The sequence below is a fragment of the Aciduliprofundum boonei T469 genome, assembly GCF_000025665.1.
GTDB lineage: Archaea > Thermoplasmatota > Thermoplasmata > Thermoplasmatales > Aciduliprofundaceae > Aciduliprofundum > Aciduliprofundum boonei.
Map to the genome: position 1 here is coordinate 1376306 of NC_013926.1, position 18355 is coordinate 1394660.

An 18355-nucleotide genomic window follows, 5' to 3' on the forward strand; every position below is an offset into this window, starting at 1 on the left:
GTGGGGGTTATAATTTTCTTAACCTTAAATCTTACCATGAAATCTTTATCAAACTTGCTGTAATATCCCCAACTATGAAAATGAATGAAATTTTTGAAAAATTGGAAGAGATGCAGCAAGAGCTCATAAACTTCACAATTGAGATGAATAGAATAAAGGCAGTAAATCCAGCATTCGGAGGTGAAGGAGAAGAAAAAAGGGCAGAATGGTTAGAAGGAAAATTGAAAGAAATATGCGATGAAGTGCATCGCTACGATACCGTTGATGAAAATGGGCTGAAAAGGCCAAATTTGATAGGAATAATATATGGAGAGAATAGGGAAAGAACAATATGGTTCATAGGCCACATGGATACTGTGCCAGAAGGGGATTTAGAGCTTTGGAACCATGACCCCTATGACCCAATACTCAAGGATGGAAAGATTTACGGAAGGGGCACCTTAGATGATGGTCAAGCCATAGTTTCTTCTTACTTTGCAGCCAAGGCAATTTTATCCTCAGGGTATAGGCCAAAATACAATATCGGGCTAGCTTATGTGGCTGATGAAGAGGCAGGTAGCAGATACGGTGCGGCATTCTTGATGGACAAGGGAATATTCAAGCAAAATGATTTGGTTGTTGTACCAGATAGCGGAAATGAAGACGGCTCTTTTATAGAAATCGCCGAGAAGAGTGCAGCATGGTTAAAAATCACAACCATAGGAAAGCAAACACACGCCTCCATACCTCACACGGGTATAAATGCCCATAAGGCAGGTATGAAGTTCGCCCTTGCGGTGGATGAATTCTTGCATAGGAAGTATGATGCAAGGGATGAAACATTCGAGCCCCCAGAATCAACATTTGAGATAACAAAGAAGGAGAAGAATGTGGACAATATAAACACAATTCCCGGAACAGATATAATCTACTTTGATTTTCGAGTATTGCCCCAATATAACATAGATGATGTAATTTCAGATGTTAAAGAGATAGCAAATGAGTACGAAGATAAAGAGAGAGTTAAGATAAATGTAGACATTGTGCAGAAATCTCAGGCAGCTCCCCCCACAGATGTGAATAGCGAGATAGTCCAGAAATTAATAAAGGCAATAAAAGAGCTTCGTGGTATTGAGGCAAGACCCGGGGGCGTTGGTGGAGGCACTGTAGCAGCATTTTTCAGAAGAATGGGAGTTCCGGCTGTGGTTTGGATGACAGCAGATGAGGTTGAGCACCAGCCAAACGAATTCTGCCGTATTAAAAATTGCATTGAAGATGCAAAAGTGTTCATCTATCTTGCCATGAATTAAGAAAACTTTAATTACAACCCCTCTCTTTCACTATTTGTGAAAATAGCATTTGGAGTGTGCTCTCTTGGAATAGGACATGCCACGAGGAGTGCTCCCATAATAGCAAAGCTCGTAGAGGAAGGACATGAAGTGGTAATAATCACCTATGGTAGAGCTGCTGATATATTAAAAAAGGAGTTTCCTTATCTGAAAGTTTACGAAATTCCAGATTTTCCCATTCAATATCCTGAGAGAGCACACCAGTTCATTCCCTACATATTTATGAATTCAAACAAGATTGCAAGATCAATATTTAAAGCCCATAAAAATTTTTTAGGCTTGCATGAGGAACAAAATTTTGATTTAATTATCTCTGACAGCAGATTTGATGTTTTTCATAGAAATGTGCCTTCATTTCTTATAATTCATCAACTTAGAATTATGGTTCCTCTTCACATTTTAAGAGCAGGAATATTGGTGTATAACGCATACATATCCAGATTCTTCAAAAAAATCCTTGTTCCAGATTTCAGAGAGAATTCTTTGAGTGGGGATATGTCCCACAATCTCAAGATAATTGATGGAAATAAAATTGAGTACATAGGCCCGTTGTCTCCATTCAAGCACCGAGATTTACCGAGGGATATAGATGTTTTGATTTCAATATCTGGGCCTGAACCACAGAGAACTCTCTTTGAGAGAAAGATTATGAAAAGTATTGATGGGTTGGATGGAAATATAGTTATAACCCTGGGCAAACCTGATGAGAAAATTAGAAATGATGACTTAAAAATATATTCATATCTAACTATGGATGAGAGAGAAGAAATAATGAATAGAAGTAAGCTTATAATTTCTCGTTCAGGGTACTCTACGATCATGGATTTGTACGCCATAGGTGGAAAAGCCATGTTTGTTCCCACTCCCGGCCAGCCAGAGCAGGAGTATCTGGCAAGGTACTTGGAGCGTAGAGGTATTGCAGGATATATGACACAGGAAAATTTGGATTTGAGAGAAATTATAAGTAGAGCAGGTAATTATAGCGGCTTCAAAGGAAAATATGATACTCGTATCTCAGTTGAAAATGCCATAAGGGTGATCACCGAATGGAGTTAAAGAAATACAAAAAATGGATGATTATCTCTATTGTCATTAGCGCCACATCCTTGGCCATCATCTATATGATGAGTGCAACAAAGCAGGCAGAAGAAATAATTTTAACTATTCATCCATTGATAATTTTAGTTGCTTTATTATTTAATCTATTCAGTTGGATGGCTTGGGCTCTGAGAATAAAAATACTGGCCTCCGCTCTAAATACAAAGGTTACATACTCTAAGGCTTTCAAAATTGTTATGGTAAGTCATTTTATGGCATCTGTCACTCCCTCATCCATGGGCGGAGAACCAATGCGAATATATATGCTCACCCAAGACGAAATAGCTCAAGGTGATACCAGTGTGGGAAATGCAACCGCTCTAACCCTTGGAGAAAGACTCATAGATTTCATATTCTTTGGGGTCACTCTTCCAATTCTCTTGCTCTTAGTCGGACTATCCGTGGATTTAACGGGAGTAAGATATCTCTTAATCGGTTCAGGAGTATTACTCGGTTTACTGGGAATATTAACATTCTACATTGTCACACATCCACATAAATTCAATAAGCTTTCTAAAAAAGTCAACAAATTGTTAAAATTCTTTATCAAGGATAAGAGCAAGAGAAAAAGAATAATCCTAAAAATGGAGCAAGAATTTGGAGTTTTTTCATCCGGAATAATAAGCCTATTTAAGCATAAAAAATGGCATCTTTTAGCAACTATTGCTACCACTGCTCTTATGTGGAGCTTTGGATTTATGATTCCTTCCATAATTCTAATAGGTCTTGGACTTCCACCCATATGGCTTTTATCTTACACCTTTCAAATGATTATAGTTCTGATCACAATGATTCCCATATCTCCTGGTGGAAGTGGCCTTGCAGAATTTTCAGCGTATTTTCTCTATGGACAACAGGTACCCAAAGAATTTTTGGGACCCCTAATTGTTGTTTGGAGAATTTTAACATTTTATATGAATTTGGGCGTTGGATTAGTTTACACCCTGCACTACATAGCAAAAGGTAAATAATCGCACCTCATTATCTATCAGAGATGGGACAAGAAGGAGAAAAATATATGCTCTCTCTTCGAAGACATGTTGTTGCCACCCCAAGATATGAAATAACCATAATTTTATCCATAGTGTTTATAATTATTGCCTCATATTTGATTTCATTTGACATATGGAAAACGATATTGTTTTTTGGATTACCTTACATTATCGTTATTCTCTTAGACATTCTAATAATAAGATTCACCCGCATATACTTTCCAAGCAGAAGAATTATTACCCTGAATTTAGTTGTGGCCATAAGTGCAATAGTACAAATTGCAATATTCCAGCTATTCTATCCTTTCGAATTTTCCCTATTTCTCGCATTTTCGTCAGCAACATTTCTCAGAACTTTGGTTTATTATGTATTTATGAGAAGAAAGCCCGGGCTGGCCATTTTAACCTCCTTGAACTACAATATAATCTATGCAATTATGCTTCCATTTGTTGGTAAAAATTATATACTCCCATTTATAGTATCAACTACCATCTACACTGTGATAGCACTTCTAATTTTGAAAATCTCAACAGTTCAGTTTATTAAGGAATTTGGAGAAGACCCTCTATGGTTTATATCCTCATTTGTAAATTATCTTTCAAATGAGACAAAAGAAAATGTACATCATATTAACAGATTCTTTGAAAGTATATATGATAAAAGAAAAGCACCCGTATCAACCTTAATTTTCTGGAAAGGTGAAAAACCAAAAGCTATATTTGTATTTCCATACATTCATCCAGGTCCATTTGGAAATGTGGGAGGAAGCAATTTAACAAAAAAACTGAGAGATTTTACAGGGATGAGCAACTTGCTCGTATTTCACACAACAACCACTCATGATAATAATGTGGCAAATGATAAAGATGTTAAAAAAATTGCAGAGGTAATAAAGAGATCCCTGAATTCTCAGAAGAAGTACGAAAAAATGAGTGATATTTATAGATTTAAAATCGATGGATTCGAAGTTCTAACTCAAATATTCGGAAAATATGCATTTATATCTCTTCTACCTACAAACAATATTTTTGATGATGTTGATCTTGAAAGCGGCTTAATTTTAAGAAACAAGCTATCTAATATATACGAGGATTCTGCCATTGTGGATGCTCATAACAATTTTGACGAAGATGCTACCCCATTAAGTTTAAAAAACAAAGATATAAACAGAATTGTAGAAAGAATGAAAAATATAAAAGCTGATGCCCCGATAAAGATGGGATATTCTCAGAGATTAATAAAAGGCGATAGTGTAGGTCCAGATGGGATTAAGGTTGCAGTGTTTGAATACAAAAACAAAAAAATGGGGTACATACTGGTTGACGGAAATAACATAAAAAAAGGATTTAGAGATAAGGTGAAGAGTTCAGTTAAGGAGCTTTTAGACGATGTTGAGATCTTCTCCACTGACAATCACATTGTGAACTACGACATTTTAGATTTGAATCCATTTGGGAGCAAAGATTCTTGGGAAGATTTAATAAAAAACATAAGAGATGCAATTAAAGATGCCATAAACAACATAGAAGATGTGAAAGTTAGTATGCATACCGAAAATGTTGAATTTATAATGGCCAGAAGGGGACAGCTTAAAAGGATGAGTGATATAACAAAGGATGCCCTTAGAAGAGTTAAAATCTCGATACCTCTCTTAACATTGGGAGGCTTTTTTGGTGCGTTGTTATCATTTATCTATCTCTGAGAAAAATTTAAATTTTTCAGTTTTTCTCTCTTTTATTATGCTTCATGTAGGCACTTGCGGCTTTCCTGTTGCCCGAAAGAAATACTCACAGGAATTTAAGGTTGTGGAAATTCAAAAAACATTCTACACCCCAATTAAAGAAGAGACTGCAAAAAGATGGAGAGATGATATGCCCAGAGATTTTGAATTCACTATGAAAGCACCACAAACTATAACACATCCCACCAGTAGTCCCACATATAGAAGATATAAAGGAAAAAATGGAGATTTTGGATTTTTCAAAAATAATGAAGATGTTATGAGTTCCTGGGAACAGGCGAGGAAGATAGGAAAGATTTTGAGAGCCAAGATAATCATATTCCAATCCCCCGCCAGTTTTAAAGAGGATAAAAACAATATAAAAAATATTTACAATTTTTTCAATAGCATAGAAAGAGATTTTATTTTCGGATGGGAGCCAAGGGGTAAATGGGGAGAGGCGAGCATCAAGAAAATATGTAGTGATCTAAATTTGATCCATATAGTTGACCCATTTAAAAATAAAAAACTCTGGGGAGATTTTGGATACTATCGGTTGCACGGTATTGGAGGATACAAATACATATACTCACACTCGGATTTGGAATTTTTAATTAAGATAGTTAAAAATGGTGATTATGTTATGTTCAACAATACCAATATGTGGGAAGATGCAAAAAAATTCAAACTTCTACTTTCAGAAAAGCAGCTTCATAATGTGCATTATCAATAGCCAATATTACCGTACTTCCTCCAACGACAAAATGTAAAATTGCACTGCTATTTTCATCTATAACTATAGAATTATCCTTCACAGACACCGTGGAAGAAACTACGGCAAAATACTCGTTATTCAAACTCATGAACTTTACGACTCGGGGCATTCCGCTATTCTCTATAGTTACATTGAAAGAATATTTATTGATCTCATCTGGAACGAACTTCAAAGTGTTGCTCTCATTTAAGCAAAGTACATCCATATCCACTTCTTTACCATATCCAGTCTTTGTTATCAGGGAAACTTTCAACTGAAAATTGCCCTTTTCTTTCATACCTATGGTCACATTTGCACTCCAGTTCCCACCTGGCTCTACCAAAAAGTTAAATTCCATCTTAGATATATTGAAATCTCCATTTATTAGAACAGTTGTGTTCTCCTTCATCTCACCTTTATTTTGAACAAATATGTGAAGAGTGGTATACTCACTTAAATTCTCAACCAATATACTAGAATCTAAGGATGCAGATAATTCCATATTCTCATGGAGAGTTACCATTTGCATAGGTATGGGCACAAATGTTACTGCCAACAAAAGAAATCCTGAAATGGCAAGAGCCCATCTTTTCTTATCCAACTTGGTTATATCATTCAACGGTGGAGGATGATTCAAGCCCAAGAAAACAACCAAAATTGCAAATATAATCCAACCAGGATACCAAAATCCAAGAATGAATAGAATACCTGCAAACGCATAGCTCACATACTTAGTTTTATCACCTGCAATAGCTCTGGCGACATGCCCACCATCCAGTTGTCCTATAGGAAAGAGATTAATTGCCGTAACTACAAATCCGACCCATCCAGCCATGGCCATAGGATGTATGAATTCGGGAGAAGGTATGAATAGAGATAAGAACTCATAGATAATCGGCACATTTAGAAGTATATACTGATTTGTGGATTCAGGGTTTATTGCAGGTGGATTTAGGCCTCCCAGATACATTCCTAGAAGAGTTACTGGTATTGCTACTATAAATCCTGCAATAGGTCCAGCAAGGCCTATATCTACCAACGACCTCTTATCTGGTATCGGCTCTCTTATAGATATAAAAGCGCCCAAAGTACCGAGAATAGTAGGGGCAGGTATGAAAAACGGTAAAGACACAGATACATTATGTTTTTTAGCAGCAAAGTAATGGCCCATCTCGTGCACGCCAAGAATTGTCATTAATGGCAATGCAAAATAGAGAAAGCCACCAAGAACATTCTGCCACAATCCATGAGAACCGTAATAAGTAGTGTAATACCCAATCCCGACCCAAATAGTTGAGGCAAGGGTAGCAATTAATAATGCAATGTTAACCCATACACTCATAAACTTTCTGCGAGGAGGGCGAATCACAACAAGCACATACTCTCCACCCTCTCTCCTCACTATTGGAATTACACCTCTTTTCTTAAACTCCAATCTTAAAGATTCGAAATTTTTTCCAAAGAGCTCCTCATCTCCAAGAGTGAAATAGAATTCCAAATGATCAGGTGTGATTCTAAAATCGTAAACATTCAGATATTTTCGCACCAGGTAATTTATCTCCTCTATTTCAGGATTGATCATGCTAACCCCAGCAATTTCCTAGCGGTATTTAATGCTTCCTCAATCCTATCTTTATTCCCTTTTCCCTGCGCAAAACTCTCTTTACCTCCAGCTTTTCCATGCATAACTCTTGCAATTTCCAATGCAATTCTCTTTGCCTCTAGACCAAAAGCCACAAAACTTCCATCTTCCCCTATAAGTACTCCCCTTTCAACACTAGACATAAGTTCTCTAGCAAGAATAGAGAGAGCTTTCATATCCAAGGGCAACATTTCTGCAACAGCTTTTTGTGATGCTAGTTCCTTTTTTATGCTTTCCATCCGAGATCTTTTGAGTTTCTCTATTATCTTCCTCTGCTCTTTCCATTCATCGAAAAATCTTTTAGCTGCCAAAGGCAATTTCTCAGGTTGCACACCAAGCACACTGGCACTGTTATTGAGGATATCTTCTCGTTCTTGAGTGTATTCTAAAGCACTTAATCCGGATGTATAAATTATCCTACTCACTCCATCTTGAATCCTCTCCGTACGAAGAATTTTTAAAAATCCAATCTCGCCAGTGTTGTTCACATGCGTACCCCCGCATGCCTCCACATCGAAATCTCCAATACGCACAACCCTTATCTCTTTCCCCGGCGGGATACCTCCTTCGTAGAGTACAAATCCATGCTTTTTCTCAGCCTCCGTCCTATTCATAAATTTGGCATCCACAGGTACACAGGAGGTTATTATACGCATACCCTCTTCCTCAATTCTCTTTATCTCCTCTCTACCTATTGGCTTATAATGAGCTATGTCAAATCTGCATTCTTTTACATCCTTCTGAGTGCCATGCTGCCATACATGCTTCCCAAGAACCCTACGACATGCAGCTAAAAGTACATGTTCAGCTGTGTGATTTCTCATTAGCCTTTCTCTTCTTTCCCAATCAAGTATTCCCTTAATTTTGCATCCTTTTTCAATATGCCCATCTTTCAGAAAATGAACCACCACATCTCCAAATTTCTGAACATCTACAACCTCGTATTCTCTCCCATCGCATATTATCTTTCCCCTGTCTGCTGGTTGACCTCCACCTTCTGGATAAAATGCCGTTGCATCTAATACAACTTCCCTGCCATTAGAATATACAACATTCGCTTCAAATTCTCTCAAATATGGATTCTCATAATACAATTTCCTTGTTGGAGGCAGATTATATTGCTTTTTCTCTTTCTTCTTTTTTCTTGCCACACTTTCATGTCTCTTTGCTACCAATCCATGGAAGTTATCTGGAATATCCACTCTAATTCCCATACTCTCAGCAACATTTGCAACAATCTCTGGAAGAAGTCCATGGGAATCGTAAAACAAAATAAGGTCATCGGTAGTTATTTTTCCATTTTTCTTTATATGCCTCTTAACAATATCCATACCCTTGCTTAGCGTTTTTCTGTACCTCTCCTCTTCAATCTCAAGTTCTTCGAGTACTATTGAAAGCATAGAAGAATCCATTATATCTGAAAAACGCTCAATATGCATTTTCACAAGCTCACCTATCATTACAGGATTTTTCAGATCGTCTAAAAGCTTCAAAGTTCTCCTTATCAGCAATCTTGCAAGATAGCCAGCTTGAACATTAGAAGGTACAATGCCATCGGTGAGCATAAAAGCTAAGCTTCTTGTGTAATCCACAACTGCATAGATTTTCTGTAGAGGCAAAATAAATTCTTTGTACTCTTTCATACTCGCCCTCGTAGCCTTCAGAACTTCATTTATGAGCTCGTTTTCGTTCTCAATCTCAATGCGTGGGGACAACAATGCAAATTGCCTTAAAATCTCATTTTTTCTATCATTTCTTGAGATTCCAATTCTATCTTCGAGCATGCTTATCATTTCTGGATATATGGCATCGTAAATCGTAGGGGTACCTTTGGAGGCCCATACGAATCTCTCCAAGCCGTATCCAGTATCCACAACTTTCACTGGCATCTCCGAATAGCGAGTACCATTCAACTCTATATCTCCATTATCATCCTCTTTCAGGTTCATAAATACAAGCGTGGCTAGCTCCAATCCACCGTATATGACCTCAAAACTCGCCCCAGCATTGCCCCCACCTATCCATGGCTTTTCCTTAAAAACCACATTATCTGGCTCTCCGCCCAATTCTTCGATAAGTTTCAACGCATACTCCACAGTTTCATCTTTCCAGTAAATAGGGTTATCGGGATAGTTAAAAGCATGATGAGCCATCATCTCAAAGCCCGTTAGATGCCTCCCTGTCTTGCCTACAGAATCCACATCCACCATCCTTATGCATGGCTGTGAAATTACGAGGGGATTTGCAGGAGGAGGTGCGAGACCTGAGGTTACATGAGGCTGAAAATCATAAATGGATGCATTTACAAGGAAGACATCATCTCTCCATCTGGCAACTACAGGATACCTCTTTATTTCCTCATGCCCATTTCTTTTGAAAAATTCAATAAAGCTTCTGCGCATACTCTCCACTGTGAATTCTCTACTAAATATCGGCTCTTTTAAAAACTCATACTCTCCGCAGGGTGCCTCTGTGCATGTCTCTCTTGGCACCTTGCTCCAAAAATATACCCCACATTTTTTGCATTTATATCTCTTCCAGCCATTTTTATGAAAGAACTGCAAATTCAACTCTTTTTCAAGCATAGATTTGGCTAATATCCCAACATATTAAAATTTATTCCCCTCCAATTCTCACAAACTTGCCAGTTCTCTCACCCACGAGCTCATAATTCTCCACAACGGTTTCTCCTCCCACAATGACTGTATGAGGAAATAGAGCATTAAAGCCCTCATATGGAGTCCAGCCACATTTGTAATGCAGATCCTTAGCCCTTATTTTTTTAATATCATTTAAATTAAATGCAATTAAATCTGCATCATAGCCCTCTTCGATTTTACCCTTTTTCACACCTACAAGCTCGGCAGGCCTTTGCATCAAAATCTCAACTGCCCTGCTCAAATGGAGTTTTCCAATTTTTACCATATACATGAATATTGGCACATAGGTTTCCACCTCAGGTATTCCGGCAGGTGCTGCGAAGAACTCTTGCTCTTTTTCCTCTATTGTGTGAGGAGCATGGTCACTGGCAACTATATCTATCCTTCCATTTATCAGTTCTTCCCACAGTTTTTCAGCCATCCACTTCGCTCTTAATGGAGGATTTACCTTTCCGTAGGTACCAAGAGGCATATCTCTATGCAAGAAAAGATGATGCGGAGTTACTTCATATGTAAATCTACCAGCTTTGCAAAGATCAATGGTGTCTATGGAAGATACATGTGCGATGTGGTAATTACCTTTGCCCAACAACATTTTAACTGCTTTAACCTCACAACTTTCTGGCCGAGCCAAATCGTGGTCCCTTAAATTTTTGCTCTCCCTTCTTATGCACTCGCTCAATTCTGCATGCACCGAGATAAATGCATTTTCCACACTTTTAATCTCTCCCCCTTCCACATTAGTTGTCTCTCCCATATACAGCTTAAATGCAGGATTCACCTCCTTAAGGATCTCTGCATTATTCCCGAGCATAAAATAAAGGGAGAAATCGACATTTGCCTTAGGCGCTACCCTTCTTAACTTATCTTGAAATGATGATATATCCTTTACAGGAGGATTAGTGTTTGGCATATCCATAATAAAGGTTACTCCTCCAAAAGCCGCGCTTAATGTGCCTGTATAAAAATCTTCCTTCTCCTCATATCCCGGCTCACGGAAATGAACATGCAAGTCAATAGCTCCCGGAAGAATTAGCCCTTTTATTTCCTTAGTCCCAATCATACTTTTTTTTATTCTCTTTATTTTACCATCCTCTATCTCAATTGCCCCTTCGACTATATCGCCCTTGTAATAGAATTTACCTTCTATTCTCAATTTTCTTCCTCCTTACATTGCCCCTGGGCTTTTCCTCTTCAAATATTTCGGCGGAGAACGCATAAATTCTAACATTTTCGTCAAGCCAGCAATCCATTGGTAATCCAGCTTTCCAACAAGTTTGAGATAAAAATTCTTCCACATTCCATCCCCATTCCACTGGCACCTGAGGCAATAGGAGACCCTTGTAGAAGCCCCTTTCAACTATTAAGCCATGCACTCCTATCTTTATAATATTCAACAACTCTTTCTTCTTTTTCACTTTTAACTCTTCCGGAGGGGTTAGCAAGGACACTTCAAACACAACATTATCAATCTCTCTCTTTTGCAGAGGTGGAAAACGGGGGTCTTGAAACGCTGCAGCCAAGGCAGATTCTACCAAGGCCTTTTTCAAAGGATATACTGGCTCTGGATATCCTATGCATCCCCTCAGATCATGCTCTGGATATGTGGAAATTGTCGTAAAAACCCCACTTTTTTCTTCAAAACTCTTTGGAAACTCTATAGGTGGTACTTTTTTCCCATCTAAATAATCCTCCACCACTTTTCTCGCAGTCTTAACGGCGAATATACCTTCCTCATCACTATATCTCATCTCACACACCCCTTTTGTTTCCCCATATAATTTTATGCAGTTGAGGCAACACACGTACATTTAACTTCTCTTCAACAACCTTCTCAGCCAACCATTTCAGATTTGTACTTCCAACCGGTTGAAATATTATTTCTTTATCAATTTCATACTTCTCAATTATCTTCTTTGCGTATTCAAAATCATTCTCATCCATTATCACAAATTTCACAAAATCTTTAGGTCCGAGATAATTTAAATTTTCAAAGCGCATTGCCCTTTCCATCTTTGATGACGGGGTTTTTATATCTAGAGAGATAACAAGATTTTCTTCAGTGGGCAATTTGTCTATTAAAATGGAACCATTTGTCTCCACTAAGATTTTATAATCTTTACGCAAGAGAATGTCAATTAACTTATAAACCTCCTCTTGAAGCAATGGCTCTCCGCCAGTAATGCAGACCCACTTCATTCCACTCTCTTCAACCTTTTTGATTATAGAATCTATGCTCATTTCTTCTCCCTCGTAAAATGCGTACTCTGTATCGCACCATTCGCATCTCAAATTACATCCTGTGAGGCGAACAAAGAACATGGGCACTCCTATGTATATGCCCTCTCCTTGTATTGATGTAAACATCTCATTAACTTTCATCTCTATGCAATATTATCAATTGCTTAAAGTTTTTTCCATATCCATTAAATATTCAAATTTCATTAAAGGTATGTGAAGTATGTAACATTCGTGTCCAAGGATATTTGGCCCGCCATTAACTCATTCTGGGCTTATATAAAATTGAAGAGAAATTATCCTAAAAACATAGTAATTCTATGCTCCTACCTCAAAGCAGGCGAGCTTCTTGATAAGAAAATAAGAATAATTTATGAAATTCTCAATAAAGAAGTATCAATAAAAACTCTAAAAATCGATGAAAATGTAGAAGGTGTGAAAAATGTAATTAGGGATATGGTGGAAAACGGAGATGTAATAGACATAACTGGAGCTAGGAAGAGCATGATTTTAGCCTTAATGCACCTGAGCAATGTGAAGATAGTGTACTTGCATTTGAGAGATATGAGATTCTCAGAGCGTGCATTTTTGATGCGCCCCTTAGCCCTTCAAGATCTAATGGAGGTGCAGATATGATAATCAGCAAAGATGAGCTCTTTGTACTTCTTAACGAGTATTATTTGGACGGCCACGCTGAGATAACTGTAAGTTATCCATTCTATAATCTCCGTCTCTTCACCCTGAACCTTGAAAATTTCAAAATAGAGAATATAATAGAAGAAAGGGAATTCTATCCATTTAAGAAAAAATTTACTGGATTCCTAAGAAGAGATATGCCAGATTATAGGGATTTAATCGATTCTTTTGTATCCTCCGGTATTGTTGATTTTGAGAATCAAGAAGAGATAGATGAGAATTTTGAGCTATTGAAAAAGGCAATTGCTGATAAAACCATTTATATAAAACCTATATTTTTAGGAATTGATACAAATATAGCATACTATCGCATAGTTTCAAGAAGATTGAAAGATGAGTTCAAGTATGTGGTAAGCCAAATTGTGGTAGATGAGATAGATGCCAGAATTCATACAAAATATTCATGGAAAATACTTCGTGCTCTTGATAATCTTCCATATCACGAACTTGTAAGTGAGTTTGCAAATGGGAGTTCTAAAGAGGCAAGAAAAGCAAAAAATGCCATGAACGAGGTAAACTTTCTATTTGATGAACTAGATGCTTTTAGAGCGGGAGAGAGTACAGAAACAAGAGATAAGGAGATAAGAGATAGGGAGATAGCGTTACAGTACAGCAATTTTGCCAAAGAGGTAGATGCAGAGATAGTAATTTTAACAGCTGATAAAGATATGAGTTTTCACGCACAGGCACATGGTATCAGTTCCGTATATTTCAAATTGCCACATAAGATTTATCCTATGAAAATAGATCCTATGCGCATTCCATATCTACTTTATGATTTAACAGTTAACTTTGGAACTATTAAAATAAACGATACAATAATCTTATCTGAATGGCGTGGAAAGGATGTGGAAAATTATCTAAATGAGGACTTAAAGATTTACAATATGAATGACAAATTGGCGAAGGATATAAAAATATGCAGGAGGCTCAAAGATGAATTATAGAGAGATAAGAGCCAGATTAATTGCCTCTTACGGAGATTTCGTATTCTTTCCATCTGATCCAGAGGTGTTCAAGATAATAAGCACAAAGGCATTCACACATCTTGTTTTGAGGGAAGATATAACAGTATACGCTCAGAAGGCAATGGAAGAGGAGTTAGAAAATGAACTTCAGGAGAATTATGAAGTTATATACGAAACTCCAAAGCTGGAAGGAGAGTACTTCGTTAGTCCTTACACAAATATAGTAAACATAGATTTCAAATTCAAAAATGGGCTGGAAATTTTGAAGAAAGCATTGAGAAAACCCTTTGATGAGGAAATTGAAATAATTGAAGATTTAAGTGATAAAATAAACAAAGCTCTTGCAGAGTTCTGGAACGAGATAAGTATCGGTATGAAGGAGAGCGAAGCTAGAGCAATTTTAGATTGCAAGCTTATTAAAGAGGGAATTGAAGGATTTACTTATCCTACCATAATTGTGAGTGGAGATAGAAGCAAGTATTTACTTCCCAAGAGTTCTGAGAATAAAATTGAGAAAGGGAAGATAATTTATGTTGATTCCTCGCCCCAAATAAACGGATACCATTTAAACTTCTCAAGAGTAATATTTACAGAGGAAAGAATAGAGTGGGTAGAGGTTCTGGAGAAAATAAATAAAATGTACTCGGGTTTATCCTCCATGATTATCCCTGGAGCCAATTGCAATTTTTTAGATGAGCAAATAAGAAAAATTGGAAATTTTCCCCATTACAGCATCATACCCTCGGGAGGGTTCTACATGCCCTATGCACCCGGCGACTGTGTAATTGAAGAAAACATGGTTATGACAATAGTACCATCAATATACTTGGATGACGGTGTTATAAGGGTAAAGAGAAATGTTGTTGTGAAAAAAGAGAAACCTATATTTTTGGTTTAGGCTTCTTTATTATCTTCTTTTTCCAATCCCCTTTGAAATAGAATATTCCTCCAATACCCGCAGAAACCATATTTGATATGGCCATGGCAAACCACACTCCAATTGCGTCCATCCCCATTATTAATGCAAAGTATATTGCAAGGGGAATGCGAAGTAGCCAAAGCCTTGCTGTACTGAGGATCATGCCTTGGAATGTATGCCCAGAGCCCGTTAATAGAGAGCTCTCCACTCTAAACAATCCAAAATAAGGTATACCAATAAGCACGATCGATAAAAATGTTTTAGCTCCTTGGATAACTTCAGGGTTATTGGGAATGAAGAATCTCACAATGGGATCTCGGAAAATATAGATTAATCCAGAAGCGGCAAGTAGCATATAGAACATGAGAAACATACCTTTCTGAGCAATTTCAACGCTTCTCTTTATATCATCTGCCCCTAAAGCTTGGCCCAACATTATTGTAAGAGATGCAGCCAGACCGTTAACGATTACAAACATCATATTTACGATTCTATTACCCACACCGTAAGAAGCTATAGCTAGTACCTGATCAGGAAGTTGGGCAAGAATGCTTTGGATGATCACAAATCCAAATGCCATAGCACTCATACTAGCACTTGAAGGCAAACCGACCCTAAGGATGAACTTGACGCTCTCCCACCTGGGCTTGAAATCTTTCCACTTTGGTTTCAATCTCAATTTTCCCCTTAGAAGTAAATAAAGAAGCCATATAGCTGCTATCACTCTTGCAATGACGGTGGCTGTAGCAGCCCCAAAGACACCCATTTTGGGAAATCCAAATAATCCAAATATCAGAATAGGGTCCAGAATCATATTTATAAGAACGGAAACAGAGCTTATTATTAGTGGAGTAACAGTATCTCCTTCTGCAGATATAACAGATCCTCCCCCCATTACTACGAACATAAATGGTAATCCAAGGAATATTATTGAGCCGTATGTGGCGGCAGTTTCTAAAAGCTCTCCCTTTGCGCCTATGAGTTCAAAAATTGGATATGCAAAAATAAAGCCAAAAGTAGCCATTATAGAAGAAATTATGAGAACTACACTAAAAATCTGGCCCGTGTAGTGATTTGCCTTCTCCTTATCACCTGCACCAATATACTGCGAAATTATAGGAATGCCACCTCTTCCAAGGCCCCCTGCAAAGGAAATGAAAAAGAATATAACGGGCCAGGTAAAATTTATGGCAGCAACCGCTATTCTTGCCTCTTCTGTAGGAAGCCTCCCAAGCCAGAACATATCTGTTAAATTATAAAGTGTCTGAAGTAGGCTACTTACCATCATAGGCCAGCCTAAAAGAAACATAGTTTTAATTACCCCTCCATTCAAAATTTCCTCTCTACTCAACCTTAAAGATCGCCTTTTACTCTGATTTTCCGGGTGGGTTACCACATTCCCTTAAAAATCTATAACATATTTTAAGTTTTGTATGAGTATGCAATTAAACTACCATATTTATCTTCTTCCCGCACCTATTGCATCTTCCATCCTTTGTTAATCCCTTCAGCTCTGTATTGTAATAAACTCTCTCAATTAGTAAATTGCCACAGTTTGGGCAGTATGTACTCTCGTACTCTGGCTCCCATGTGTTGCCCAAATAAACATATTCTAAACCAACTTCCTTGGCTATTTTGTAAGCATTATGCATAGTTTTTAAAGGAGTGGGTGGTTTATCAGTTAGTTTGTACATGGGAAAAAATCTTGAAAAATGTACGGGAATTTCAGGGCTCAGTTCATAAACCCATTCTGCAAATTTTCTTATTTCTTTCGAGTCATCATTTAAGTCGGGGATTATAAGATAGGTCAATTCAATATGTATTCCCATCCTGTATGCCCTCTCAACAGTATCTATTACAGGCTGCAATCTTGCTCCTGCTATTTTCCTATAAAATTCATCTCTAAAGGCCTTAACATCTATGTTCATAGCATCCAAGTATTGTCCTATTTCTCTAAGGGGCTCTTCGTTGATGTAGCCATTTGTAACATAAACCGTGTATAAACCTTCTTTTTTTGCCATCTTTGAGACATCTAATGTAAACTCATGCCATATTGTCGGCTCATTATAGGTCCACGCAACACCCTCGTAATTCCCAGCAATTTTCATAACTTCATCAGGACTCATCTCCCTCAAATATGGAAACTCCATACCTGCCTGGCTTATTTCCCAATTTTGACAATGTTTACAGCGCATATTGCAGCCCACAGTAGATAAAGAGAGAACCTCTGATTTTGGTTTAAAGTGAAAAAGTGGCTTTTTCTCAATAGGGTCAACGGCAATTGATGATACAGAACCATAATTCAAAGTGTATAATTTACCCCCAATATTCTTTCTAACCCTGCAAACTCCAATTTGCCCCTCTTTGAGCACACATCTATAGGGGCATAACTCGCATCTAACCTTATTATCTTCAAGCTTTGTCCAATGCTTTGCTAAAGTGAGCATATCCCTCACCCTTTATCTTATTTCCATCTTTCCATATTCCAATTTCCTCATCCACAACACCTATCTCCTTGCCAAAAATTTTTTTAGGAGAAGTATAAACGAGCTCATACTCTCCACCGAACCCTGTGGCTAAGTACTCTAAGGGAATGTCATAATCCTCTGAAACTTCATATGCAAGCTTGTGAATGGGTAAAGAATTAAAATCAATATCCAAGCCATAATTTGCGTTTCTCATAAAAACCACTGCAGAAGCGAGGCCATCGGATAGGTCCATACAAGCCCTTGCAATTTTTGATATTTCCCTCCCTTCTCTTATGCGCGGATAGACATCCAAAATGTAATCTGCTCCTTCTTCAATTCCATTTTTCCAAAGAAAATAACCAGCAGCTTGCTTTCCAAGTTCTCCAGTGATATAAACGCCCTCTCCTTTATTTATGGCATTTCTTAGCATAATCCTCTCTTTCTCAACCTTTCCAATGGCTATTCCAGAGAACCCAATTATGCGGGATTCTTTTAAATCTCCTCCTTTATATGGCACATTGAAATCATTTAGAATTTCAAGCATCCCCTTCATAAAATCTTCCAAAAATCCTAAATCCATTCTTTTGGGAAAGAACATAGAAGCCATGAAAATCTCTGGCTCCCCTCCCATAGCGGCTATATCACTCAGATTAATTGTGGCAAAGAATCTCCCAATTTTTCGTGCATTCCAATTATCCATAAAGTGAGTGCCTTCTCCTACAAAATCTGTAGTAATGAGTTGGTAATAGTTACCCCTATCTAAATAAACGCAATCATCGTAATTTTCTTTCTTACCCACAATTTCCCATATTCTGTCGATTACTTCTCTCTCACCCAAGGAGCTAAGGTTCATCGCTTATAATAATGCGTT

General features: G+C 37.6%; 16 protein-coding genes. 8 read left to right on the forward strand and 8 right to left on the reverse strand.

Going from position 1 to position 18355, the window contains the following annotated elements:
• The first annotated feature begins 74 nt into the window (after positions 1–74).
• Genes ABOO_RS07275 through ABOO_RS07295 form a run of 5 tightly spaced genes read left to right on the forward strand, consistent with a single transcriptional unit; the run spans position 75 to position 5872 of the window.
• Positions 75–1289 (forward strand): M20 family metallo-hydrolase, encoded by a 1215-nt coding sequence (locus ABOO_RS07275; protein WP_008084026.1) that lies wholly within the window; start codon positions 75–77, stop codon positions 1287–1289.
• Positions 1290–1325: 36 nt separating this feature from the next.
• A complete protein-coding gene (locus tag ABOO_RS07280; protein WP_008084023.1) occupies positions 1326–2384 on the forward strand; it encodes a glycosyltransferase family protein in 1059 nt (352 codons plus the stop codon).
• Positions 2375–3397 (forward strand): lysylphosphatidylglycerol synthase transmembrane domain-containing protein, encoded by a 1023-nt coding sequence (locus ABOO_RS07285; RefSeq protein WP_008084097.1) that lies wholly within the window; start codon positions 2375–2377, stop codon positions 3395–3397. Before ABOO_RS07280 ends, ABOO_RS07285 begins: the two co-directional genes overlap by 10 nt.
• 23 nt (positions 3398–3420) lie before the next feature.
• The gene (locus ABOO_RS07290) at positions 3421–5121 is read left to right on the forward strand and encodes a DUF2070 family protein (protein WP_012997426.1); all 1701 of its coding nucleotides are present in this window, start codon (positions 3421–3423) and stop codon (positions 5119–5121) included.
• Between the two features lie 37 nt (positions 5122–5158).
• Complete coding sequence (locus ABOO_RS07295) at positions 5159–5872, forward strand: DUF72 domain-containing protein (RefSeq protein WP_008083987.1); 714 nt, start codon at positions 5159–5161, stop codon at positions 5870–5872.
• Here ABOO_RS07295 and ABOO_RS07300 read toward each other — a convergent pair.
• The 5 genes from ABOO_RS07300 to ABOO_RS07320 are packed head-to-tail and all read right to left on the reverse strand — an operon-like array spanning position 5823 to position 12577.
• Entirely contained in the window at positions 5823–7475 is a 1653-nt protein-coding gene (locus ABOO_RS07300; RefSeq protein ID WP_008084140.1) for a site-2 protease family protein, read from the reverse strand. The two genes, ABOO_RS07295 and ABOO_RS07300, sit on opposite strands and share 50 nt — an antisense overlap.
• Positions 7472–10120 (reverse strand): alanine--tRNA ligase, encoded by a 2649-nt coding sequence (gene alaS / locus ABOO_RS07305; protein WP_008084030.1) that lies wholly within the window; start codon positions 10118–10120, stop codon positions 7472–7474. The genes ABOO_RS07300 and alaS overlap by 4 nt, the downstream gene beginning before the upstream one ends.
• Positions 10121–10151: 31 nt before the next feature.
• Positions 10152–11351 carry a dihydroorotase gene (locus tag ABOO_RS07310; RefSeq protein ID WP_008084066.1) on the reverse strand — a complete coding sequence of 400 codons (1200 nt, stop codon included), beginning with the start codon at positions 11349–11351 and terminating at the stop codon, positions 10152–10154.
• The gene (locus ABOO_RS07315) at positions 11335–11946 is read right to left on the reverse strand and encodes a TIGR00296 family protein (protein WP_008084006.1); all 612 of its coding nucleotides are present in this window, start codon (positions 11944–11946) and stop codon (positions 11335–11337) included. The genes ABOO_RS07310 and ABOO_RS07315 overlap by 17 nt, the downstream gene beginning before the upstream one ends.
• A gap of 1 nt (position 11947) precedes the next feature.
• Complete coding sequence (locus ABOO_RS07320) at positions 11948–12577, reverse strand: 7-carboxy-7-deazaguanine synthase QueE (protein ID WP_008084108.1); 630 nt, start codon at positions 12575–12577, stop codon at positions 11948–11950.
• A gap of 72 nt (positions 12578–12649) precedes the next feature.
• On the opposite strand from ABOO_RS07320, the gene ABOO_RS07325 reads away from it, so the two are divergent.
• Genes ABOO_RS07325 through ABOO_RS07335 form a run of 3 tightly spaced genes read left to right on the forward strand, consistent with a single transcriptional unit; the run spans position 12650 to position 14995 of the window.
• Positions 12650–13069, forward strand: coding sequence for a hypothetical protein (locus tag ABOO_RS07325; RefSeq protein ID WP_012997427.1), 420 nt, complete (start codon positions 12650–12652; stop codon positions 13067–13069).
• Positions 13066–14076 (forward strand): PIN domain-containing protein, encoded by a 1011-nt coding sequence (locus tag ABOO_RS07330; protein WP_012997428.1) that lies wholly within the window; start codon positions 13066–13068, stop codon positions 14074–14076. Before ABOO_RS07325 ends, ABOO_RS07330 begins: the two co-directional genes overlap by 4 nt.
• Positions 14066–14995, forward strand: a complete 930-nt coding sequence (locus ABOO_RS07335) for a M24 family metallopeptidase (RefSeq protein ID WP_008084128.1) — start codon at positions 14066–14068, stop codon at positions 14993–14995. Before ABOO_RS07330 ends, ABOO_RS07335 begins: the two co-directional genes overlap by 11 nt.
• Here ABOO_RS07335 and ABOO_RS07340 read toward each other — a convergent pair.
• The 3 genes from ABOO_RS07340 to thiL all read right to left on the reverse strand — a co-directional run bounded on the left by ABOO_RS07340 (position 14979) and on the right by thiL (position 18337).
• On the reverse strand, positions 14979–16325 hold the full coding sequence (locus tag ABOO_RS07340; RefSeq protein ID WP_008084131.1) for an MATE family efflux transporter: 1347 nt from the start codon (positions 16323–16325) through the stop codon (positions 14979–14981). The two genes, ABOO_RS07335 and ABOO_RS07340, sit on opposite strands and share 17 nt — an antisense overlap.
• Before the next feature lie 136 nt (positions 16326–16461).
• Positions 16462–17463 carry an AmmeMemoRadiSam system radical SAM enzyme gene (amrS, locus tag ABOO_RS07345; RefSeq protein ID WP_008084100.1) on the reverse strand — a complete coding sequence of 334 codons (1002 nt, stop codon included), beginning with the start codon at positions 17461–17463 and terminating at the stop codon, positions 16462–16464.
• Entirely contained in the window at positions 17429–18337 is a 909-nt protein-coding gene (gene thiL, locus ABOO_RS07350) for a thiamine-phosphate kinase (RefSeq protein ID WP_008084121.1), read from the reverse strand. Before thiL ends, amrS begins: the two co-directional genes overlap by 35 nt.
• Positions 18338–18355 lie beyond the last annotated feature (18 nt).